Genomic DNA, 19,203 nt, shown 5'->3' with positions numbered 1-19,203 from the left:
AGCAGCGCCTGGGCCCCGTGCCTTCCACCTCCTCCTCCCCCTCCACCCCCTCCACCTCCTCCCCCGGTTCCCCCGGCTCCTCCCGTCCCGACGACGTGATCAGGACCCGCGGCCTGACCAAGCGCTTCCGGGGCGGCCAGCTCGCCGTGGACGGCCTGGACCTGAGCGTGCCGCGCGGCTCCGTCTTCGGCTTCCTCGGCCCGAACGGCTCCGGCAAGACCACCACCATCCGGATGCTGATGGGCCTGATCGCCCCCACCTCCGGCGTCGCCACCGTCCTCGGCGAGCCGATGCCGCAGTCCGTCGCCTCCGTGCTGCCCCGGGTGGGCGCGCTGATCGAGGGCCCGGCGCTGTACGGCTTCCTCTCCGGGCGGGACAACCTGGTCCGGTTCGACGCCGCCGACCCGACCGCCGACCCGCGCACCCGGCGCCTGCGCGTCGAGACGGCGTTGGAACGGGTCGGGCTGAGCGCCGCGGCGGCCAAGAAGGCCCGCGCGTACTCGCTGGGCATGAAGCAGCGGCTCGGCCTGGCGTCGGCGCTGCTCCAGCCGCGCGAGCTGCTGGTGCTGGACGAGCCCACCAACGGGCTGGACCCGCAGGGCATGCGCGAGATCCGGGCGCTGGTTCGGGAGGTCGCGGCGGAGGGGACCACGGTGTTCCTCTCCTCGCACCTGCTGGACGAGATCGAGCAGGTCTGCACGCACGCGGCGGTGATGTCCCGGGGCCGGCTGGTGGTGCAGGGCACCGTCGCCGAACTGGCCGCCCGCGCGCAGGGCCGGCTGGTGGTCCGCACGCCGGACGTGGCGCACGCCGTGGAGGTGCTGGCGGCCCACCGGGTCGGCTCCCTGCTGCCCGGCGACGGGCGGGTGGACGGCGAGCTCGGCGCGCTCGGCTCGCTCGGCGCCCCGGTCGAGGAGGCGCTGCCGAAGCTGTGCGCGGCGCTGGTCGAGGCCGGGGTGCGGGTGCACGGGTTCGGGCTGGAGCGGGGCACGTTGGAGGACGCCTTCGTGGCGCTGACCGGGGAGGGCTTCGATGTCGCAGGCTGAGCTGCCGCAGGCCGGGATGTCGCAGGCCGGGGCGGTGCCGGTCGGGGCTCAGCCGGTCCGGACCGGGCGGAGGCCGCAGACCGCGGCCGGGTTCCTGGCGCTGTTCCGCAACGAACTGCACCTGACCTTCCGCCGGATGCGCACCAAGGTGCTGCTGGGGATCCTGGCGGTGCTGCCGATCCTGATCGGCGTGGTCGTCAAGCTCAACACGGGCAGCCCGCACGAGGGCGGCGGCGGGGTGAACTTCATCGCGCAGACCACCCAGAACGGCCTGTTCCTGGTCTTCACCGCCCTCGCGGTCGCGCTGCCGGTGTTCCTGCCGATGACGGTCGGCGTGGTCGCCGGGGACTCGGTCGCCGGCGAGGCGGCCACCGGGACGCTGCGCTACCTGCTGGTCGCGCCGGCCGGGCGCACCCGGCTGCTGGCCGCCAAGTTCACCGCCGGGCTGGTGTTCTGCCTGGCCGCCACCGTGGCGGTCGCGGCGGCGGCGCTGGCCACCGGCGCCGCGCTGTTCCCGCTCGGCGAGGTGACGCTGATCTCCGGCGACACCATCGGCTTCGGCGACGCGCTGCTGCGGGCGGTGCTCGTGGCCGGGGTGGTGGCGGCCTCGCTGGCCGGGCTGGTGGCGATCGGGCTGTTCGTCTCCACGCTCACCGGTAGCGGCATCGCGGCGATGGCGGCGACCGTCGGGCTGGTGGTCACCGTGCAGATCCTGGACGCCTTCCCGCAGCTGGACGCCGTCAGGCCGTTCCTGTTCACCCATTACTGGCTCAGCTTCGCGGACCTCCTGCGCCAGCCGATGTACTGGGACGGCGTGTGGAAGGACCTCGGCCTCCAGGCCGCCTACGTCGCCGTGTTCGGCGCGGCGGCCTGGTCCCGCTTCACCAGCCGGGACATCAGCGTCTGACCGCCGCCTCGACGGGGGCGGACCAGCGGGAGCGGATCAGCGCCTGACCGCCGCCTCGGCGGGGGCGGGCTGCGGCACGGCCGCGGCCCGCCCCGCGCGGTCGGCCCGCACCTGGCGCAGCGCGTCCCAGGTGAGCACCGCGAGCGCCAGCCAGACCAGGCCGAAGCCGGCCCAGCGGGCGGGCGGCATCGACTCGTGGAACACCGCCACGCCGATCAGGAACTGGAACACCGGCGCCAGGTACTGGAGCAGCCCGAGCACGGTCAGCGGCACCCGCACGGCCGCCGCGCCGAAGAACAGCAGCGGGATCGCCGTGATCACCCCGCTGAGCATCAGCAGCCCGGAGTGCCCCCAGCCGTACGAGCCGGCCACCGTGTGGCCGAAGGTGCCGCGCCCGCTGACCTCCAGGTAGACCAGGTAGCCGAGCGCGAACGGGAACATGAAGGCGCTCTCCGCCGCCAGGCTCTCCAGGCCGCTCAGCCCGACCTTCTTCTTCAGCAGCCCGTACGTGGCGAAGGAGAGCGCCAGGGTGAGCGCGATCCACGGCAGCCGCCCGTACGCGACGCTGAGCACCGCGACGGCGGCCGCGCCGACACCGACCGCCGCCCACTGCGCCGTCCGCAGCCGCTCCTTGAGCACCAGGACGCCGAAGCCGATGGTGACCAGCGGGTTGATGAAGTAGCCGAGGCTGGTCTCGACGACGTGCCCGGCGTTGACGCCCCAGATGTAGACGCCCCAGTTGATCGAGATCACCGTGGCCGCGCCGGCCAGCATGGCGAGCCGGCGGGGCTGGCGCAGCAGCGGGCGTATCCAGCTCCAGTGCCGCTGGGCGATCAGCAGCAGCACCACGGCGACCAGGGACCAGACCATCCGGTTGGCCAGGATGTCGTCGGCGGCGCCGGGCTCCAGCAGTGGCCAGAACAGGGGGAAGAGGCCCCAGATGCCGTAGGCCGCGACGCCGTACCAGAGGCCTCGGCCGCTGTCCTGCTGGGTTGTCTCTGGCATGGCCGCCTGCCCTCCGCGCGCGTGTGTCGAGGTGACGGTAGCGGGCGGAGGGGCAGGCTGTCATCTCCGTTTCCGCATTTTGGTCATGACATCGCTGACCTCGGGAAACGCGGACCCACGGCGGGTCCGAAGTGCGGGAGGACCTGAGGCCCGGAGCGCCTCAGGCCCGGAGCGCGGCGCGCACCGACTCGGCCAGCGGGACGGTCGGGCGGCCGATCAGCCGGGCCAGGTCGCCCGGGGTGCCGGCCAGCTCGCCACGGGCGATGCCCGCGTCCACGTCCACCAGCACCTCGGCGAAGCCCTCCGGCAGGCCCGCGCCGACCAACGCCGCGAGGTGCTCCGCCGGTGCCACGTCCTGGTGCGCGACCGGCTGCCCGGAGACCAGCGCCAGCTCGGCCGCCAGCTCCGCCAGGCTCCACGCGGCGTCGCCGCTCAGCTCGTACACCCGGCCCTCGTGGCCCTCGCCGAGGAGCACGGCGACCGCCGCGTCCGCGTAGTCCTTGCGCGGGGCGGTGGCCACCCGGCCGTCCCCGGCGCTGCCGAGCACCACGCCGCGCGCCACCGTGCCGGCCGCGTCGCCCAGGTAGTTCTCGGTGTACCAGCCGTTGCGCAGCAGGACGGACGGCAGGCCGGATGCGCGGATCAGCTCCTCCGTCGCCTTGTGCTCGTCGGCCAGCCGGAAGGTCGCCGCGCCCGGCGCGCTCGTGTAGGCGAACAGCGCGACGCCGGCCGCACGGGCCGCGTCGACCACCGCGCGGTGCTGCGGGATCCGCCGGCCGACCTCGCTGCCCGAGATCAGCAGCACCCGGTCACCGGCCGCGAAGGCGCCGGCCAGGGACGCCGGGTCGTCGTAGTCGACCACGCGGACGGCCACCCCGCGCGCGGCCAGGTCGGCCGCCTTCTCGGCGGAGCGGACGGCGACCGCCACCTCGCTCGCGGGGACCGCGGCCAGCAGGCCCTCGACGACGAGACGGCCGAGCTGGCCGGTGGCACCGGTGACGACGTACATGGGGATGCTCCTTGGGTGGGTTTCTGCCTCGACGGGGTTCCCGCCTCGAAACTCACCCTAGGGACTGCACTAACCTTTCGAAAGTACGCACTTCAAAGTACGGTACTGACATGAAGGTAATGGCAGGACAGTCATGAAGACCCTGGAGGAAGGCCGCCCGGCCGTCCCGGTGCGCGAGCTGCCGCCGGCGGACGTGTTCGACCGCATGTGCCCGTCCCGGGGCGTGCTGGAGCACGTCACCAGCCGCTGGGGCGTCCTCGTGCTCGGCGCGCTGCGCGAGCGCGGCTACCGCTTCAGCGAACTGCGTCGACGGGTCTCCGGCGTCAGCGAGAAGATGCTCGCGCAGACCCTGCAGACGCTGGAACGCGACGGCTTCGTGCACCGCGAGGCCCACCCGGTGATCCCGCCCCGGGTCGACTACAGCCTCACCCCGCTCGGCCGGGAGGCCGCCGAACTGGTCGCCGCCCTCGCGCACTGGTCCGAGCAGCGGGTCCCCGCCGTCGAGGCCGCCCGCGCGGAGTACGACGCCCGGCCTAGCGTTCGCTGATCAGGGCCGCCAGCCCGTCCAGCACGCGGGCCAGGCCGAAGGCGTACGCGTGGTCCGGGTCGTACGCGCCGCCGTGGGCCTCGCCGGCGGCGGCGCCCACCCGGGCCGCGACCGGGTAGCGCTCGGCGTCGAAGACCTTGGCGAGCAGCTCGGCGTTGGCGGCCCACCACTGCGCGTCGGTCATCGCGCTGTCCTGCCGGGCGGCGCGCTCGTCGGCGGCCATCCGGGCGCAGGTCTGGACGAAGCCCAGCAGGTGGGTGAGCGCCGCGTCCAGTTCGACGTCGGGCAGGCCGGTGCCCTCGAAGGCGCGCAGCTCGTACTCGTACTTGGCCATCAGGCCCGGGCCGAGCGGCGGGCGGCTGGTGGAGACCGCCGAGACCCACGGGTGGGCTCGGTGAAGCGCCCGGTTGTCGTCGGCGACGGCGGTCACCCTGGCCCGCCAGCCGTCGTCGGCGGGGGTGCTGCGCGGCGTCGTCGCGTAGACGGTGTCCAGCATCAGGTCGAGCAGCTCGGCCTTGCCGGGGACGTAGGTGTACAGCGCCATCGGGGACAGCCCCAGCTCCTGCGCCACCCGGCGCATGGTGACGGCGTCCACGCCCTCGGCGTCGGCCAGGGCGATGGCCACGGCGGCGATCTCGCCGGTCGACCGGGCCTGCCGCGGGCCGCGCCGGCCGGGCTTCTCCTCGGCGGTCAGCCCCCAGAGCAGGGCGAGGGTGCGCGCCGGATCTCCTGCGCTGCTGCGGTCCGTGGCCATGGGGGGATCTTTTCACGGCCCCGCCGACAGCTCGACGGAGCGACGGCCGGTCGCTCAGCGGTCCGGCAGCCCGGTGCCGGCGTCATACGAGCGCCGGGTGGATCAGCCGCCCGTGGTGGATGAGCGAGGCGGACTGCTTGAGCCGGTTCACCCGGACGCTGATCTCGTAGCCGCGGATGCCCTCGACGTGGGCCAGGCGGCCGGTGAGGTAACGGTAGAAGTCGGGGGTGTCCCGGCAGGCGACCACGGCCATCAGGTTGTGGCGTCCGCTGATCGCGGCGACGAACGCGCACTCGTGGTGGCCGCCGACCTCCTCGCCGACCTGGTGCAGCCGCGGTAGGTCGACCTGCAGCCACAGGGTGGCGTTGAGCCGGTAGCCGAGGCGCTCGGCCAGGGTGTCGACGTCGTACGTGAGCGAGCCTGCTGCCTCCAGTGCCTCCAGGCGACGGGCGACCCGGGGCTTGGACCAGCCGGTGACCTTGGCCAGGTGGGTATGGGTGGCCCGGCCGTCCTCGGCGAGCGCGCGCAGCAGCGGCAGGTCCTGTTCACCCAGGGGCGTCGACGAGGCCACTGCCGGGGTGGGGTGGCCGGAGGTCAGCCGCCGCACCTGTGCGGGGGTGAGCGAGGCGTCGGGGTCGGTCCAGTGCGCGGTTCCGGGACCGCCGTAGATACGCACGACCAGGTCGACGTTCACGTCCAGGACCGCGCCCGCTCGCGGCAGCTGGCGCAGCAGCAGGTCGTCATGGTCGGTTCCGGCGGGGGACCGGATGATGCAGATGATCTCCGAGCCGCCGGAGGCGATGCCGACGTACGCCACCTCGGACCGGCGGGCCAGTGACTGGGCCAGCGGTGCCACCGCATCAGGTCGGCAGCGCAGCCGGGCGATCCACTCCGCCTGGCCGTCGGCGTTCAGGTTGCCCAGTCCGACGACGCGCAGCAGGCCGTCCCGCCGCAGGGCGGCGTAGCGGCGCGCCACAGTCTGTTCGGACACGCCGATGACCTCCCCGAGCCGCCGGAACGAGACCCGGGGCGCGCACTGCAAACCGTGGATGATTTTGCGGTCCAGATCATCAGCCATGGAGGAATGGTCCCATCGCCAGGCGCTCAGGCGGAGGTTCCGGGAGGCTTCTTGGGATCGACTGCGGGTTTCGGGCGCTTCGGGGAGAAGCTGATCGGCGGCTCCACGGGCGGCTGCCATCGGCCGTCGCCCCCGGGAGCGGGCGCACGCTCCCGGCGGCGCTCCGAGAATGCGGGGCCTCCCCCGCAGCAGCCGAAGGAACGACCCCGTGAACTCCACAACGACGCCGGACCTCAGGGCCGGACGGGCCGCCACGCTCGTCATGGCCTGCCTGGGTGTCTTCGTCGCCTACCTGCCCGTCACCACCGTGTCGGTGAGCCTGCCGGCGATCCAGCGCGCGCTGGGCACGTCGACCTCCGAACTGTCCTGGGTGTCGGACGCGTTCGTGCTGCCGATGGCCGCGCTGATCCTGACCACCGGCGTCTGGGGCGATGTCCACGGCCGCAAGAAGGTCTTCCAGACCGGCATGGTCTTCTGTGCGCTGGGCGCCGCGATCTCGCTGCTGTCCAGCTCGGTGCAGGCACTGTGGGTCGGGCAGGCGGTCTCCGGCATCGGCGCCGCCGCTCTGCTGCCCACCACACTCACACTGATCAGCCATGCCGTGCCCGACCACCGTGAGCGGGGCAAGTTCATCGGCTTCTGGGCGATGAGCCTGACGGCCCCGCTCGCCGTCGGCCCGCTGATCGGCGGCGCCCTGCTGGAGCACACCACCTGGCGCTGGATCTTCCTGCTGCCGATACCGCTCTCCGTGGCCCTGCTGGCCGTCGCCGCGTTCCGGCTGCCCGACTCGCGCGCCCCGCACGGCCGCCGGCTCGACTGGCCCGGCCAGATCACCGCCGCCACCGCCGTCACCGCACTGGTCTACGGCGTCATCGAGGGCGGCGCGGACGGCTTCGACGAACCCGCTGTGATCACCGCGCTGACGCTCGGCGCGGTCGCCGCCGGAGCCTTCGTCCTGGTGGAACTCCGCAGTACCAGCCCGATGCTGGACCTGGCGCTGTTCCGCAGCCCCGCGTTCACCGCCACCGCACTGGTGGCCGTGGTCAGCTTCCTCGGCCTGATCGGCTTCTTCTTCGTGCTCAGCCTGTACTTCGGCCTGGTCCAGCACCTGAGCACCATGCAGGCGGCACTGCGGATGGTGCTGGTGTCCGGCACCTCGCTGGTGGCCGGCCTCCCTGTCGGACGGCTGATGCACCGGATCCCGCCGAGGGTGCTGATCACCTCCGGGCTGGCGCTGGTCGCCGCCGCGATGTTCGCCATGACCGGCGTCGACGCCCACACCTCCTACGGGGCGCTGACCTGGCGGCTGGTGCTGCTCGGGCTCGGCATGGGCGCGGTGCTCACCCCGATGACCGCCTCCGCAGTCTCCGCCGTTCCCTTCCACCTGGCCGGGATGGCCGCGGCCGGCAACAACGCGATCCGCCAGGTCGGCGCCGCGCTCGGCCCCGCCGTCCTCGGGGCGCTGCTCACCACCCGTGCCCTGAACGCCCTGCCCGCACAGCTCGCGAACGCCGGCGTCCCGGCCCAGACCGGCGCGCGTGTCCTGGACTCCGCCCGCGAACACGGCCTGGGCGCCGTCGCCGGACTCGACCTCGGCCCCGCCACGGGACAGGCCCTGACCGCGCTGAGCAACTCCTTCCTGGACGGCATGCGGCTGTGCCTGCTGGTCTCCGCCGGCCTCGCCCTGCTGGCCGCGCTGGCCTGCGCCCTGCTGCTGAAGAGCCCGTCGAGCGCGGCACCGAGGGCGGCGGGTCCGGGACGGCCAGTGCCGGAAGCGGAGCAGGCCGCGGTCCCGGTTGCGGCGCAGCCAGCCTGAGGAACAGGAAGCAGGGGGACCGACAGCGGTGGTACTGCACCCCACCACCCCTTCCCGGTGGGCAGCCCTTGGGAGGACCAGGGCACTCCCGAGGAGTGGCACGTGAGCAAGGAGTACTACGCCCGGGCTGGAGCGAGCGCGCACTACTTCTACGCGTCGCAGGCGGGCAGGGGTTCCGTGCTGGTCCGGGTGAGCGTCCACGGGCGCAGCGGCCCCCCTAGTGTCCCTCTGCGGCATCGAACTGATCGGCCGCAAGCCCTCCGCCGTCGAGGCGGACATCATCCGCTACATCCAGGACCGCGGCCTGGACCTGCGCATGGGTTGCGGCGGGGACATCAGCCCGGGCGACTCCCAGGTGTGGGCACGGGCGGAGCGGGCAGGGGACACCTCGGTCAGCGCGGCCTGCTTCTGCATCGAGGACTTTGAGTACCACGGCTGACCCCGCGTCCAGAAGCCGATCAGCCAGTCGACGCCGGCTCCTCTCCCGTTCCACGCAGACGTTCAGGCCTGCTCACTCCGGTCTTCCCGGCCGCCCGATGCCGCGCTGATTCGACAAGATCCGAAAGAGAGGTCCTAGCCGACCATGATCAAGCTCGGCGCCAACCGCTGTACCGGTGTTCCCCGAGGCCGGGCTACCGTCTCCCCATGACCAGCGTCCCGACCAGCAACGGCCCGAGTGGCGGCGGCTCGACCGGTGGCGGCCCGGACCCGATCCCGGGCACCGACACTCCCGAGGCCATCCGGCCCCGCGTCACCTGCCGCCGCTGCCATCGCCCGCTGCACGACCCGGAGTCGCGGATCCTGCGGCTCGGCCCGGAGTGCCGCGATCCGGCGGAGCGGGTCGCGCGCTTCGACGTCGACCAGGATCCGCTGCCCGGCATCGGGTGACGGGCGTCGGGTGACGGGCATCGCCCGCCGACCTCTGTTGTAGCGCCCGTCAGGCGCGCCGGAAGAGGCGGCGCAGGAGGCCGGGGCGGGGTTCCGGTTGCTCCCGGGGCACCACCTCGGCCTGCTGAGCTTCCCCGGCTTCCCGGGCTTCCCTGGCCTCCTGGGCCTCGGCCCGCTCGATCAGCCGCCGGGCCAGGTCGAGGTCGGCCCGGGGCAGCCAGGGCGCGGTGAGCGCCAGCGCGGCGAGCGAGCGCAGGACGGTCACCACGCGGGTGCGGCGGGCCCGGGCGCTGTAGTGCAGCCGCTGCCGGAGCCGGTCGGCGATGTCGGCGCGGGTCTCGGGGTGCGTCCAGCCGATCGCGACGAGGGCGAAGCCGGCCGCCTCGACCACCCAGTCCTCGGGCCCGAGCAGCAGGTCGACCAGCACGCGGCGGCGGTCGGAGTCCTCCCACGGCTGGTCGGTGCGGTGGTGGGCGATGCCGAGGCAGGCGAAGACCTGGACGGCCCGCACCCACAGTTCGGGCTGGTGGGCGAGCAGGGCCCGGCCGAGGTCGTCCTCCCGGGGCATCGGCGGGTGGACGAGCGCGCCGAGCAGGTCGTCGAGCGGCAGCCCGGCCAGCCGGACGGCGTGGTCGTAGGCGGCGGGGACGGTCGCCCAGACGATCTCGGCGGTGGCCCGGACGAGTTCGGCGCTGTCCGGCGCGGGCGGGGCGACGGCCGGGCGCGGGTCGGTGCCGTCCCAGGCCCAGATCCGGGTGGCCGGTTCGACCAGCGGGAGCCGGGGGTCGGGCTCGGCGACGGACCGGTAGTCGACGGTGGAGCGCGGCAGGGCGAGGCGGACGGCCAGCAGGGAGCTGGGCGGTTCCACGGCGGAGGCGCTGCACTCGATCTCGCTGTCGCGGGTGGTGCCGGGGGCGGCGAGCAGCTGGTGCAGCACGTTGACGGTCGCCTCGGTGGCGCCGGAGACCATGCCGAGCCAGGGTTCCCGGTGGCTGAGCCGTTCCAGCAGGTCCTGGGCGTACTCGTGGTCCGGGTGGGCGCGGTGGTGGTCGGCCAGGGCGAGCAGGTGGGCGGCGTCGCCGTCGGCGGCGTGCCGCAGGCCGTACCGGGCGGGGGCCGCCTTGGGGTGGTCGGGTTCGGTGGCGAGCACGCGGTCCAGCCAGGGCAGGCCGTCGGCGGGACGGCCGAGGGCGCCGTACAACTCGGCGACGTCGACGGCGAGGTAGCTGCTGGAGTTGTCCCGCTCCGGTTCGACCCGGGCCAGTTCGGCCTCCCAGACGGCGAGCGCCCGTTCCGGCCGGCCGTGCGCGCGCAGGGCGTTGCCGAGCATCACGGACGGCAGGTAGCCGGGGGCCAGCAGGTGGGCCAGTTCGGCGAGTTCGACGGCGCGGCCGGTGGCGCCGAGGCGGCGGGTGAGGCCGGAGGCCATCGCGAGCAGCAAGGCGTGGTCGCCGTGGCGGGCCACCACGGACTGGACGAAGTCCTCGAACGGCTGGACGGCTTCTGCGAGTTCGGCGGGCAGCGGGTCGGGCAGTCCGCCGGCGGCCCGGGCCACCGCCTGGGCGACGGCGTCCGGGTCGACGAGGGCGGGCAGGTCCTCGCGGGCGAGCCAGGCGGTGTGCGCCCAGGGTCTCGCGGGCTCGTACTGGATCGCGGAGGCGAGCAGGCCGACGGCGGTGTCCCAGTCCCCGGCGGCGGCCTCGACGTGGGCCCGGCAGGCGACGGTGCCCAGGTAGACCTGGCCGTCCAGCGGGAACAGGTCGCGGGCGGCGGCCGGTCCTCCGGCGGCGGCGCACAACTCGGCCAGCGCCTCGTGCAGTTCGGGCAGCTGGGGGTCGGCGAGGATCGCGTCGGCCAGGTGGTCGGCGGCGTGCGGGAGGTCTCCGGAGTCGATGGCCAGCCGGGCCACCGCCACCTCGCCCTCCGCCGCCAGCCGCTCGTCGCCCTCGTCGTCGGCGTGCCCCATGTGGTCGTCCCCCCGCTCGCGGTGTCTGCCTTGTGCGCGGACGAGGCTATCCCGCGTATCTGATGACCGGATGATCAATCTGTCGGTGTGTCGGACGAGCTGGAATTGGCCTGAATCGCGCTCACCTCTAGGTCGGATACACCCCGAACGAGTGGTTTGGGTGCTGGTCGGCGCCTTTTCCCGAAATCGGCGCACCACGATGTTCCCGACGCTTCGCTCCCGAAGCACCCCCCGGTGCACCCACCGGTGCACCCACCGGTGCACCCACCGGAGCACCCACCGGAGCACCCCCACCCCGACGACAAGCGAGAAGTGACGATGAAGCTCTCCCGCACCCTGTCCATGGCCGCCTCGGCCGCCGTCCTGAGCACCGTCGCCCTGGGCACCACCGCCCTCACCGGGCACGCCACACCAGCGGCCGCCGCCTCGTTCGTGGTCAGCGAGGCCCAGTTCAACCAGATGTTCCCGAGCCGGAACTCCTTCTACACCTACCGCGGCCTGACCGACGCCCTCAGCGCCTACCCCGGGTTCACCACCACCGGCAACGACGCCACCCGCAAGCGCGAGGCCGCGGCGTTCCTCGCCAACGTCAGCCACGAGACCGGCGGCCTGCGGTACGTCGTCGAGCAGAACACCGCCAACTACAGCCACTACTGCGACGCCTCGCAGCCCTACGGCTGTCCCGCCGGCAAGAGCGCCTACTACGGGCGCGGCCCGCTCCAGATCAGCTGGAACTTCAACTACAAGGCCGCGGGCGACGCCCTGCACATCGACCTGCTGAACAACCCCTACCTGGCCGAGAAGGACCCGGCCGTCTCCTGGAAGACCGGCCTCTGGTTCTGGAACACCCAGAAGGGCGCCGGGACGATGACCGCGCACGACGCCATCGTCAACGGCAAGGGCTTCGGCGAGACCATCCGCAGCATCAACGGCGACCTGGAGTGCAACGGCAAGAACCCGGACGAGCGCAACGACCGCATCAACCTCTACAAGAAGTTCGTCGGCGTCCTCGGCACCGACGTCGGCGGCGGCAACATCTCCTGCTGACCGGCGACGGCTTGCGTGGGAAGTCGGCCGGGCCGACTTCCCACGCACGGGGTCGTTTCGCGGCCACGGCCAGCGGCGGCGTCATCACCGGGCGTCATCACCGGGCACCGAAGCGAAGGTCCACGAAGGCCCCGACCAGTCCCCCGAGCGCGACGGCCGGCACGACCACATCCCCGGCACGGCCGGCCAGCGCGCCCGTGACCAGCACGAACGCGACGACGGCCAACGCGCCCGCCCAGGCCGGTCCCGATCGCGGCAGCAGGGGAACGGGCCTGCCGTTCCGCCGCCGCCTGACCCACTTGACGGCGAGCAGGAGCACCGCGACCGCGAGGAGCGGCGGCGCCGTGACGTGCGCGGAGGTTCCCATCGCTGTCCGCCTTCCGTTCGGGTTGCCACCGACACGGTAACTGCCGTGCAGGAGACCGGCGATGGCGCCGTCCCGGCCACCGTTGCCGATCCACGGAACGGCCTGCGGGCAGAGCGCCGAGCACCTGGGTTCGGGGACGTGGCGACGGCGACCGCATGGCAGGAGGCGTTCCTGTAGGCCTGCTCGCGACGGCGCGGCTGCGGTGAGGCCGGTCCCGTCGGGCACCTGAATATTTCATCACGAGAAATATTCAGGTGGTCGTCGGCGTTGGCCACGGAGCCGGGTGCGGGAAGGCCCCGCACGGCTGGAGACGGGAGCGACGCCGTGCGCGTGGAGATCTGGACCGACATCAACTGCCCGTGGTGCTACATCGGCAAGGCCCGGTTCGAGCAGGCCCTGGAGCGGTTCCCCCACCGCGGGGACGTGGAGGTCGTCCACCGCTCCTTCGAGCTCGACCCCCACTCGCCGGCCGAGGCGCGGCCGGTCGTCCCGCTGATCGCCGCCAAGTACGGGCTCAGCCTGGACCAGGCCGAAGCGGCAGAGGCGCGGATCGCGGACAACGCGCACGGGGAGGGGCTGGCGTACCTCCGCGAGGGGCGCGACGCGGCGAACTCCTTCGACATGCACCGCCTGCTGCACTTCGCCAAGGACCACGGGCGGCAGGGGCAACTGCTGGACGCGCTGTACCGGGCCAACTTCGCCGACGCGCGATCCGCGTTCGCGGAAGGACGACTGGTGGAACTGGCCGTCGAGGCGGGGCTGGACGGCGAGGCCGCGGCGGCGGTGCTGGCCGATCCGGACGCCTACGCGGAGGCGGTACGCGAGGACGAGGCGACGGCGGGCGCGATGGGCGCCACCGGGGTCCCGTTCTTCGTGTTCGACCGGCGGCTCGGGGTCTCGGGCGCCCAGCCCGCCGAGACGTTCACGGCGGCACTGGAGCAGGCCTGGGAGAGCCGGGTGGCGGTGCCCCTGCTGGTCGGCGGCGCCGGCGGTGAGGGCAGCGGCGAGGTCTGCGGGCCGGACGGGTGCGAGCTGCCGCAGCGGTGAGGCGAAGGGCGTGGAGCAGGAAGTCGGCGGGGCCGACTTCCTGCTCCGGGGGTGTCAGCGCTTGGGGGCGATGAGGCGGATGCCGGTCCAGTCCGCAGCGGCGCTGATGGCCTTGGTCGAGGCGAGGCCGGCGGTCTGGGCGGCCTCGTTGACGTCGCTGGGCTCGATGTAGCCGCCCCGGCCCGGCTTCGGGGTGAGCAGCCAGATCATGCCGCCCTCTTCGAGGAGGCCGATGGCGTCGACCAGGGCGTCGGTGAGGTCGCCGTCGTCCTCGCGGAACCAGAGCAGGACGGTGTCGGCCACGTCGTCGTAGTCCTCGTCGACGAGGTCCTGGCCGATCAGCACCTCGATGCCCTCGCGGAGATCCTGGTCGACGTCCTCGTCGTAGCCGATCTCCTGGACGACCTGCCCGGGCTCGAACCCGAGCCGGGCCGCCGGGTTGGTGCGCTCTGTCGTCATGCCGGTGTTCCTTTGACTTGGAGGCGCCTGTCGCCTCGCATCCGGGTAGCCAACCAGACACGGACGGCGGTCGGCGCGGAACACGCCCGGAGATTGACGATCCGTCAGATCTTGCGGCAGGAGATGACCACGGACGAGCTGACGGTCAACAGGAGTTGCGCACCGCCGGCCGCGTCGGCCCGGGCAATGGTGGCGCCCAGCTCGCCGGGCGGGAGGGGGAACGTGTGCGGGCGCAGGTCGGCGTCGTGCGCCACGACCGCGTCGCCCTCGACGTAGAGCAGCAGGTATTCGGCGACGTCGGACACGTCGGGTCCCCTCCCCTGGGGTGGCTGGCGCTTGGCGCTGCCCACGCTAGGGGCCGCGCGGGGCGCGGTCGGTGGCATTCACCCGGCACTACTCCCACGGGTGAACGCGGTCGAGGACGAGCGAGGGCTCGGGCTGGGGTTGAGGTGGGGGTTGAGGCGGGCGGGGTGCCCGGCGGCGTTGCGACCGGCGGCCTCGCGGTAGGCGATGCGCTGGACGGCGGTGAGCAGGCGGTAGAGGTTGAGAGCGGCGTCGGAGTCGTCGGCGGCGAAGCCCAAGTGGAAGATGAAGGCTTCGAGTTCGCGCCAGTCGAAGTCGTCGGGGACGGGCTGGGCGGCGCCGGGGGCGAGGGTGTTGAAGGCGGCGGCGACGGCGTAGTGGGTCGCGGCGAGGGCGTTGGCCAGGGGGTTGGGGCCGAAGTCGGGCTCCGGGGCGGGGTCGGACATGTCAGGGGTCCTCCTCCTCGGGCTTTGCAACGTTGAGTGCGGTGATGACGCCCAGGACGACGGTGGCGATCGCCAGGGCGAGGAGGACGGCGAAGGCGGCCGCGATCAGAAAGCGCACGGGTCGTCGCGGTCTCGGTCGGCGGCGAGGAGGAGGGAGAGGAGGTTGAGGAGGGTGGAGGCGGGGGCCGTGTTGAAGCGGACGAGGATGCGGCCGTCGATGGTGCGGTCGGTGGTCGCGGAGGGGAAGATGAGGCCGAACCTGCGGCCGCGCTCGTCGACTTCGGCGAGGAGCGTGCGGATGTGGTCGTCGGTGTAGTACCGGATCCGGGGGTCGGTCGGCAGCATCGGGTAGCGGCGGGGAAGAGGCATCAGGCGGCGTCCAACTGCAGTTCGAACCAGACGGATTTGCCCTGCTTACGCAGGTCAGTGCCGAAGCGGTGGGTGAGGGAACGGACGAGGTGGAGGCCCCGGCCGGAGAGGGCGAGGGGGTCGGCGGGGACGCACGGCTCGGGCGGGAGGGTCTGGCTGTCGTCGCAGACCGAGACCCGGAGCCTGCGGTTGAGGAGGGACAGCACGACGAGGGGCGCGAGGCTCCCGGCGTGCTTCCACGCGTTGAAGAAGAGTTCGTGGAGGGCGAGTTCGGCGTCGGAGATGGTGGGGGGCGGCCAGCCGGCGGTGGTGAGGAGGTCGCACAGCTCGGTGCGGGCGGCGGTCCAGTCGGGAGGGTTGGAAGCACGCATGGGAGACCCCAGGAGGAGAGGAGGGGAATCGGCGGAAACGTCGCCATGAACCGGACTGACGCTCCGTCATGTGATCAGTGCAACACTGAGAGCAGGGGTCTGCCTGGCAAGGTTGCAAGCAGATCCAGGAGACTCGTACCAGCCATCACTCGTTGGTGGCATCCCGGAGGGGTTGTGCGCGAGACTGCGCCGACAGGGAAGGACGATCGTGGGATACAAGGGACCAATCAGCCAACGGCAGCGCCGATTCGGCGAGGAGCTGCAGCACCTGCGGACAGCCGCCGGGCTGTCGTCTGCCGACGCCGGGGCACTGGTCGGTATGAAGGTTCCGGCAGTGAGCCACACCGAGGCTGGTCGGATCACTCTCAACCCCGAACGCCTCGAAGTCTGGCTCGACGCCTATGGCTGCACGGACCCGGTATACCGCGCGGGTCTTACCGAGATGGGGCGGAGCAGCGGCAAGGGCTGGTGGAGCGAGTTCGAGGGCAAAGTTCCGACACTCGCGCTGGATCTGGCCGAGGCGGAGGACAGGGCACAGACCTTCTCAGTGTTCGATACGCTCCATATCCCCGGCAGCTTGCAGGTCCCGGGCTATATCGAAGCTATCTACAAGGATGCTTACCAAGATGGCCGTTGGGACACGGCGACCGCCGTCCAGTTCCGTCTACAGCGGCAGCGCGTCCTGACCGACAGTAGGCGTCAGTTTCGATTCGTCATCCACGAAGCAGCTCTTCAGATGCGGTTCGCCGGCAAGTCGGTCATGCACGAGCAGCTTCTTCACCTCGTCGATATGGCGGAGCTACCCAATGTCACGATCGAGATCATTCCATTCGACGCCCCCAAGAAGGTCCCCTACACAGGCGCCTTCCTGATCTGCGACCCCGGGTGCACCGCGCTGTCGACCATCATCCTGGATGGGCCCAAGCGCGCTATTCACCTTGGGGATCCATCAGATGTAGTGGCCTACCACCAGAAGTTTCGCGAGGCCTGCGATCTCTCATTACCGGCCGTGGATGCGTCGAAGCCCAGGCGTGATTCCTCTCGTGACTCGTGGGGACTCCTTCAGCACCTCATCTACCAGCTTCAAACGTGAAAGGCGCCCGATGTCCGACCTTGCCTGGCAGAAGTCATCCTTCAGCGACGCAGACGGCGGCAGCACATGTCTTGAACTAGCGACTGGGGTCGACAGCCTCCGTCACTTCCGCGAGTCCGACGACCCCGACGTCATCGTCACCACCACCGTCCCCAAACTCCGCGCCTTCCTCCTCGGCGCCAAGGCCGGCGAGTTCGACCATCTCGTCCGAGCCTGAACTCCACGCACGCCCGGCGGTCAGCACACTCGGTGCTGACCGCCTCCGCTCAGCTCCCTGTTCCGGGCCGCCCGCACTGGGTTAGCGTGGACCCATGTCGAGAGACCTGCCCGCGCTACGGGCATCCCATCAGGACCGGGACCGCACCGTAGAAACGCTGCAGGTCGCCGCCGCAGACGGCCGGCTCACCCCCGAGGAGCTCGAAGCCCGGCTGGAATCCGCGCTCTCGGCCCGGACGCTCGCCGAGCTGGCTGAGCTGACCACCGACCTGCCGAGCTTCGCGTCGGCCGTGCCCACGCCGAAGGACGTGCTGGTCATCGACCAGCGCGGCGGCAAGTACACCCGGGCCGGGCGCTGGGTGGTCCCCCGGCACATCGAGTTGCGGCCGAAACATTGCACGGTCGTCCTCGACTTCACCGAAGCGGTCATCACGGCCGACACCCTTCTGATCGACGCGGCCCTGCGGCACGGCAAGCTGCTCATCATCAGCCCGCCGGGCCTCGTCACCCTCGACACCGACGATCTCACCCTCGTCTTCTCCAAGGTCAAGCAGCGCTCCAACGGCGGCGGCGACGCCACCAGCCCCCGGCTCCGGATCGAGATCACCGGCACCCTCAAACACGCCAAGGTCATCGCGCGCGCTCCCCGCCGCCGCCTCTTCGCCATCTGAGGCAGCCCCGCTCCACAGCTACGCTCCCTCGCCCGCTCGTCGATCCCGACGAGCGGGCACCTCTCGTTGCCCAGCCGGTCTCCCGCCCTCAAAGAGCCCGCCATGACGCATCGTTGGCCGATTCCCGCCTTCCGACACGACCACGCCGGTGACCTCCTCTTCGAGCATCTCGGCTGCGCGCGAACCCCGGCCGTCCCGCGAAGATCGGCGCCCGGAGGGTCGAGGCCGTGGTCGAATCTCCCAGACGAACGATGCAGTTCTTCCCGGAGGTGAACGATGCCCGCAGATCCCCCACTTGAGGACCTGCTGCGATCCTGCACCCGCTCCGCGCTTCACCTTGAGATGCGCGACGGCTACATGCGGGACGACCCACTGTTCCTCCGCTGGCTCGACGGGCACCGGGACGACCCGGCCGACCGCTCGTCGTGGTGGAACCCGTGGTTGCAGCTGATCCACGAAACCACCGCCCGAGGCGTCGAGGTCCGGCGCGCCCGTGTGGTGTCGGAGCCGGTGAGCGAGTACATCCGGTTCGAACACGAGATCACGTTCCGGAACATCGCCTCCGGCGAGCAGGTCCGGTGGCTCCCCCGTCAGCAGACGACCGACCTGGCGCTCCCCGGAAACGACTTCTGGCTCATCGACGGGCGGCTGCTCGTCGTCCACCACTTCAGCGGCGAGGGCGACTTCGTCGACGACGAGATCAGCACCGACCCGCAACCCGTGAAGCTCTCCCACTCCGCGTTCGAGGCCGTCTGGGAGCGGGCGGTCCCGCACGAGGACTTCCAGCTCCACTGACCGGTGCACGCGCGCCATCCGGCGTCCAGCAAGGCAATCTGGCGTTGGCCAGGTGCCGTAGGAGGAGGCCGCACCCGCCCGCTCGTTGGAGCCCAACGAGCGGGCGGCAAACGTCCTACCGCCCTCTTGGCGGCGATCAACCGGAAGGGTGAGGCTCACGCACACCGGTGCACCCCACTCGACTACGGGAGTGAGAATGGCCCTGAGGTTCCTCGGCATCATCCCGAACACCCCGGACACGGACTCGCCGACGATCTGGTTGGACGAGGAAACCGGAGACTTGCTGATCCAGTCCTACAAGGCCACGGACAACGAAGTGAAGGCATGTCAGGAGATCGGTTCGATCCCCGGCCACTCCACCGACGTGCCCGATCACGAGACGATCATCAGGCTTCCCGAGATCATGCTTCAGTTCATCCCCAAGCCCGACAGTGAGTAGGAGCGATGACGAACCCGGTACTTGAGGGCCTGGCCGAGGCCAAGGTTTCCGCCGTGCATCTTGAGATGCGCGACGCCTACCAGCCCAGCGACCCCGAGTTCATCGCATGGCAGCAGGGGAAACACCTTGACCCTGCTGCCGAGCGGTCGTCCTGGTGGCGCCCGTTCCTGGACGTGGTGGCCGAGACGACGGCGCGCGGTGTCGTGATGAGGCGTGCCCGGGTCGTCTCCGAACCGGTCACCGACTACATCCGGTACGAGTACGACGTGACGTTCCCGAACGTCCGGGCGGGCGAACAGATCCGCTGGCTTCCCCGCCGGAAGGCGGCCGACATCGCGTTGCCCGGCACCGACCTGTGGCTGTTCGACGGGTCGTCGGTGCTGTTCACGTACTTCTCGGGTGTCGGTGAGGTCGTCGACCGTGAATGGCGCACCGAGCCGGCCGTCGTCGAACTGGTGAAGTCGGCATTCGAGGCGGTGTGGGACCGGGCCACACCGCACGAGGAGTACCGGCTTCACTGATCCACCATGGCCGCCTCGCCTGCACGCCCTGCCCTCGACGGCG

Annotated in this window: 25 protein-coding genes; 14 read left to right on the top strand and 11 right to left on the bottom strand. The window is 71.8% G+C overall.

Going from position 1 to position 19,203, the window contains the following annotated elements:
* Positions 1–95 precede the first annotated feature (95 nt).
* Positions 96–1,046 (top strand): ABC transporter ATP-binding protein, encoded by a 951-nt coding sequence (locus AB0O19_RS11625; protein ID WP_363619246.1) that lies wholly within the window; start codon positions 96–98, stop codon positions 1,044–1,046.
* Entirely contained in the window at positions 1,033–1,953 is a 921-nt protein-coding gene (locus AB0O19_RS11620) for an ABC transporter permease (protein ID WP_363619183.1), read from the top strand. The genes AB0O19_RS11625 and AB0O19_RS11620 overlap by 14 nt, the downstream gene beginning before the upstream one ends.
* A 36-nt stretch (positions 1,954–1,989) precedes the next feature.
* Here the strand turns inward: AB0O19_RS11620 and rarD are convergent, their stop codons facing one another.
* A complete protein-coding gene (gene rarD / locus AB0O19_RS11615) occupies positions 1,990–2,958 on the bottom strand; it encodes an EamA family transporter RarD (protein ID WP_363619182.1) in 969 nt (322 codons plus the stop codon).
* Between the two features lie 160 nt (positions 2,959–3,118).
* Positions 3,119–3,967: an SDR family oxidoreductase gene (locus AB0O19_RS11610; RefSeq protein WP_363585377.1), complete on the bottom strand. Its 849-nt coding sequence runs from the start codon at positions 3,965–3,967 to the stop codon at positions 3,119–3,121.
* Positions 3,968–4,172: 205 nt separating this feature from the next.
* Here AB0O19_RS11610 and AB0O19_RS11605 point away from each other — a divergent pair, with 205 nt between their 5' ends.
* Positions 4,173–4,514, top strand: a complete 342-nt coding sequence (locus tag AB0O19_RS11605) for a helix-turn-helix domain-containing protein (RefSeq protein ID WP_350877776.1) — start codon at positions 4,173–4,175, stop codon at positions 4,512–4,514.
* Here AB0O19_RS11605 and AB0O19_RS11600 read toward each other — a convergent pair.
* Both AB0O19_RS11600 and AB0O19_RS11595 read right to left on the bottom strand, forming a co-directional pair.
* On the bottom strand, positions 4,501–5,268 hold the full coding sequence (locus AB0O19_RS11600; protein ID WP_363585378.1) for a TetR/AcrR family transcriptional regulator: 768 nt from the start codon (positions 5,266–5,268) through the stop codon (positions 4,501–4,503). The genes AB0O19_RS11605 and AB0O19_RS11600 overlap by 14 nt on opposite strands.
* Before the next feature lie 82 nt (positions 5,269–5,350).
* Positions 5,351–6,346 carry an AsnC family transcriptional regulator gene (locus AB0O19_RS11595; protein WP_363619181.1) on the bottom strand — a complete coding sequence of 332 codons (996 nt, stop codon included), beginning with the start codon at positions 6,344–6,346 and terminating at the stop codon, positions 5,351–5,353.
* Positions 6,347–6,608: 262 nt separating this feature from the next.
* Between AB0O19_RS11595 and AB0O19_RS11590 the strand changes: the two genes are divergently transcribed.
* The 3 genes from AB0O19_RS11590 (at position 6,609) to AB0O19_RS11580 (ending at position 9,050) form a co-directional block, all read left to right on the top strand.
* Complete coding sequence (locus AB0O19_RS11590; protein WP_363619245.1) at positions 6,609–8,162, top strand: MFS transporter; 1,554 nt, start codon at positions 6,609–6,611, stop codon at positions 8,160–8,162.
* A 220-nt stretch (positions 8,163–8,382) separates the two neighbouring features.
* Positions 8,383–8,601, top strand: a complete 219-nt coding sequence (locus AB0O19_RS11585; protein WP_363619180.1) for a hypothetical protein — start codon at positions 8,383–8,385, stop codon at positions 8,599–8,601.
* Positions 8,602–8,807: 206 nt separating this feature from the next.
* A complete protein-coding gene (locus tag AB0O19_RS11580) occupies positions 8,808–9,050 on the top strand; it encodes a DUF6011 domain-containing protein (RefSeq protein ID WP_363619179.1) in 243 nt (80 codons plus the stop codon).
* A 49-nt stretch (positions 9,051–9,099) separates the two neighbouring features.
* On the opposite strand, the gene AB0O19_RS11575 is transcribed toward AB0O19_RS11580, so the two are convergent.
* A complete protein-coding gene (locus AB0O19_RS11575) occupies positions 9,100–11,016 on the bottom strand; it encodes a hypothetical protein (RefSeq protein ID WP_363619178.1) in 1,917 nt (638 codons plus the stop codon).
* 318 nt (positions 11,017–11,334) lie between these two features.
* On the opposite strand from AB0O19_RS11575, the gene AB0O19_RS11570 reads away from it, so the two are divergent.
* A complete protein-coding gene (locus AB0O19_RS11570; RefSeq protein ID WP_363619177.1) occupies positions 11,335–12,063 on the top strand; it encodes a chitinase in 729 nt (242 codons plus the stop codon).
* A 97-nt stretch (positions 12,064–12,160) separates the two neighbouring features.
* Here AB0O19_RS11570 and AB0O19_RS11565 read toward each other — a convergent pair whose 3' ends face one another.
* On the bottom strand, positions 12,161–12,430 hold the full coding sequence (locus AB0O19_RS11565; RefSeq protein WP_363619176.1) for a hypothetical protein: 270 nt from the start codon (positions 12,428–12,430) through the stop codon (positions 12,161–12,163).
* 324 nt (positions 12,431–12,754) lie between these two features.
* Between AB0O19_RS11565 and AB0O19_RS11560 the strand changes: the two genes are divergently transcribed.
* Positions 12,755–13,477 carry a DsbA family oxidoreductase gene (locus AB0O19_RS11560; RefSeq protein WP_363619175.1) on the top strand — a complete coding sequence of 241 codons (723 nt, stop codon included), beginning with the start codon at positions 12,755–12,757 and terminating at the stop codon, positions 13,475–13,477.
* Positions 13,478–13,531: 54 nt separating this feature from the next.
* Here the strand turns inward: AB0O19_RS11560 and AB0O19_RS11555 are convergent, their stop codons facing one another.
* The 5 genes from AB0O19_RS11555 to AB0O19_RS11535 form a co-directional block, all read right to left on the bottom strand.
* The gene (locus tag AB0O19_RS11555) at positions 13,532–13,936 is read right to left on the bottom strand and encodes a DUF3052 domain-containing protein (RefSeq protein ID WP_363585385.1); all 405 of its coding nucleotides are present in this window, start codon (positions 13,934–13,936) and stop codon (positions 13,532–13,534) included.
* Between the two features lie 104 nt (positions 13,937–14,040).
* A complete protein-coding gene (locus AB0O19_RS11550; protein WP_363585386.1) occupies positions 14,041–14,241 on the bottom strand; it encodes a hypothetical protein in 201 nt (66 codons plus the stop codon).
* 78 nt (positions 14,242–14,319) lie between these two features.
* A complete protein-coding gene (locus tag AB0O19_RS11545; RefSeq protein ID WP_363619174.1) occupies positions 14,320–14,685 on the bottom strand; it encodes a hypothetical protein in 366 nt (121 codons plus the stop codon).
* 105 nt (positions 14,686–14,790) lie between these two features.
* The gene (locus tag AB0O19_RS11540; protein ID WP_363585388.1) at positions 14,791–15,054 is read right to left on the bottom strand and encodes a hypothetical protein; all 264 of its coding nucleotides are present in this window, start codon (positions 15,052–15,054) and stop codon (positions 14,791–14,793) included.
* Positions 15,054–15,425, bottom strand: a complete 372-nt coding sequence (locus tag AB0O19_RS11535; protein ID WP_363585389.1) for an ATP-binding protein — start codon at positions 15,423–15,425, stop codon at positions 15,054–15,056. The genes AB0O19_RS11540 and AB0O19_RS11535 overlap by 1 nt, the downstream gene beginning before the upstream one ends.
* Positions 15,426–15,633: 208 nt before the next feature.
* Between AB0O19_RS11535 and AB0O19_RS11530 the strand changes: the two genes are divergently transcribed.
* The 6 genes from AB0O19_RS11530 to AB0O19_RS11505 all read left to right on the top strand — a co-directional run bounded on the left by AB0O19_RS11530 (position 15,634) and on the right by AB0O19_RS11505 (position 19,160).
* Positions 15,634–16,518 carry a helix-turn-helix transcriptional regulator gene (locus AB0O19_RS11530; protein ID WP_363585390.1) on the top strand — a complete coding sequence of 295 codons (885 nt, stop codon included), beginning with the start codon at positions 15,634–15,636 and terminating at the stop codon, positions 16,516–16,518.
* A 10-nt stretch (positions 16,519–16,528) separates the two neighbouring features.
* Positions 16,529–16,735 carry a DUF397 domain-containing protein gene (locus AB0O19_RS11525; RefSeq protein WP_363585391.1) on the top strand — a complete coding sequence of 69 codons (207 nt, stop codon included), beginning with the start codon at positions 16,529–16,531 and terminating at the stop codon, positions 16,733–16,735.
* Between the two features lie 94 nt (positions 16,736–16,829).
* Positions 16,830–17,405: a DUF1707 domain-containing protein gene (locus AB0O19_RS11520; RefSeq protein WP_363619173.1), complete on the top strand. Its 576-nt coding sequence runs from the start codon at positions 16,830–16,832 to the stop codon at positions 17,403–17,405.
* Between the two features lie 276 nt (positions 17,406–17,681).
* Entirely contained in the window at positions 17,682–18,200 is a 519-nt protein-coding gene (locus AB0O19_RS11515; RefSeq protein ID WP_363585393.1) for a DUF6879 family protein, read from the top strand.
* A 196-nt stretch (positions 18,201–18,396) separates the two neighbouring features.
* Positions 18,397–18,639, top strand: coding sequence for a hypothetical protein (locus AB0O19_RS11510; protein ID WP_363585394.1), 243 nt, complete (start codon positions 18,397–18,399; stop codon positions 18,637–18,639).
* A gap of 5 nt (positions 18,640–18,644) precedes the next feature.
* Complete coding sequence (locus tag AB0O19_RS11505) at positions 18,645–19,160, top strand: DUF6879 family protein (RefSeq protein WP_363619172.1); 516 nt, start codon at positions 18,645–18,647, stop codon at positions 19,158–19,160.
* The last annotated feature ends 43 nt before the right edge of the window (positions 19,161–19,203 follow it).

This window comes from Kitasatospora sp. NPDC091276 (genome assembly GCF_040684355.1).
In the GTDB taxonomy this organism is placed as follows: Bacteria; Actinomycetota; Actinomycetes; order Streptomycetales; family Streptomycetaceae; genus Kitasatospora.
Note: the sequence above shows the minus strand (reverse complement) of the source record. Positions and strands in the feature narration are given on the sequence as shown.

Excerpts from the sequence above, each read along its gene's own strand:
- AB0O19_RS11545 (WP_363619174.1), bottom strand. The coding sequence starts at position 14,685 with ATGTCCGACCCCGCCCCGGAGCCCGACTTCGGCCCCAACCCCCTGGCC.
- AB0O19_RS11590 (WP_363619245.1), top strand. The coding sequence starts at position 6,609 with ATGGCCTGCCTGGGTGTCTTCGTCGCCTACCTGCCCGTCACCACCGTG.
- rarD (WP_363619182.1), bottom strand. The coding sequence starts at position 2,958 with ATGCCAGAGACAACCCAGCAGGACAGCGGCCGAGGCCTCTGGTACGGC.
- AB0O19_RS11505 (WP_363619172.1), top strand. The coding sequence starts at position 18,645 with ATGACGAACCCGGTACTTGAGGGCCTGGCCGAGGCCAAGGTTTCCGCC.
- AB0O19_RS11620 (WP_363619183.1), top strand. The coding sequence starts at position 1,033 with ATGTCGCAGGCTGAGCTGCCGCAGGCCGGGATGTCGCAGGCCGGGGCG.
- AB0O19_RS11605 (WP_350877776.1), top strand. The coding sequence starts at position 4,173 with ATGTGCCCGTCCCGGGGCGTGCTGGAGCACGTCACCAGCCGCTGGGGC.
- AB0O19_RS11520 (WP_363619173.1), top strand. The coding sequence starts at position 16,830 with ATGTCGAGAGACCTGCCCGCGCTACGGGCATCCCATCAGGACCGGGAC.
- AB0O19_RS11565 (WP_363619176.1), bottom strand. The coding sequence starts at position 12,430 with ATGGGAACCTCCGCGCACGTCACGGCGCCGCCGCTCCTCGCGGTCGCG.
- AB0O19_RS11525 (WP_363585391.1), top strand. The coding sequence starts at position 16,529 with ATGTCCGACCTTGCCTGGCAGAAGTCATCCTTCAGCGACGCAGACGGC.
- AB0O19_RS11540 (WP_363585388.1), bottom strand. The coding sequence starts at position 15,054 with ATGCCTCTTCCCCGCCGCTACCCGATGCTGCCGACCGACCCCCGGATC.
- AB0O19_RS11595 (WP_363619181.1), bottom strand. The coding sequence starts at position 6,346 with ATGGCTGATGATCTGGACCGCAAAATCATCCACGGTTTGCAGTGCGCG.
- AB0O19_RS11535 (WP_363585389.1), bottom strand. The coding sequence starts at position 15,425 with ATGCGTGCTTCCAACCCTCCCGACTGGACCGCCGCCCGCACCGAGCTG.
- AB0O19_RS11610 (WP_363585377.1), bottom strand. The coding sequence starts at position 3,967 with ATGTACGTCGTCACCGGTGCCACCGGCCAGCTCGGCCGTCTCGTCGTC.
- AB0O19_RS11580 (WP_363619179.1), top strand. The coding sequence starts at position 8,808 with ATGACCAGCGTCCCGACCAGCAACGGCCCGAGTGGCGGCGGCTCGACC.
- AB0O19_RS11510 (WP_363585394.1), top strand. The coding sequence starts at position 18,397 with ATGGCCCTGAGGTTCCTCGGCATCATCCCGAACACCCCGGACACGGAC.
- AB0O19_RS11570 (WP_363619177.1), top strand. The coding sequence starts at position 11,335 with ATGAAGCTCTCCCGCACCCTGTCCATGGCCGCCTCGGCCGCCGTCCTG.
- AB0O19_RS11515 (WP_363585393.1), top strand. The coding sequence starts at position 17,682 with ATGCCCGCAGATCCCCCACTTGAGGACCTGCTGCGATCCTGCACCCGC.
- AB0O19_RS11575 (WP_363619178.1), bottom strand. The coding sequence starts at position 11,016 with ATGGGGCACGCCGACGACGAGGGCGACGAGCGGCTGGCGGCGGAGGGC.
- AB0O19_RS11555 (WP_363585385.1), bottom strand. The coding sequence starts at position 13,936 with ATGACGACAGAGCGCACCAACCCGGCGGCCCGGCTCGGGTTCGAGCCC.
- AB0O19_RS11600 (WP_363585378.1), bottom strand. The coding sequence starts at position 5,268 with ATGGCCACGGACCGCAGCAGCGCAGGAGATCCGGCGCGCACCCTCGCC.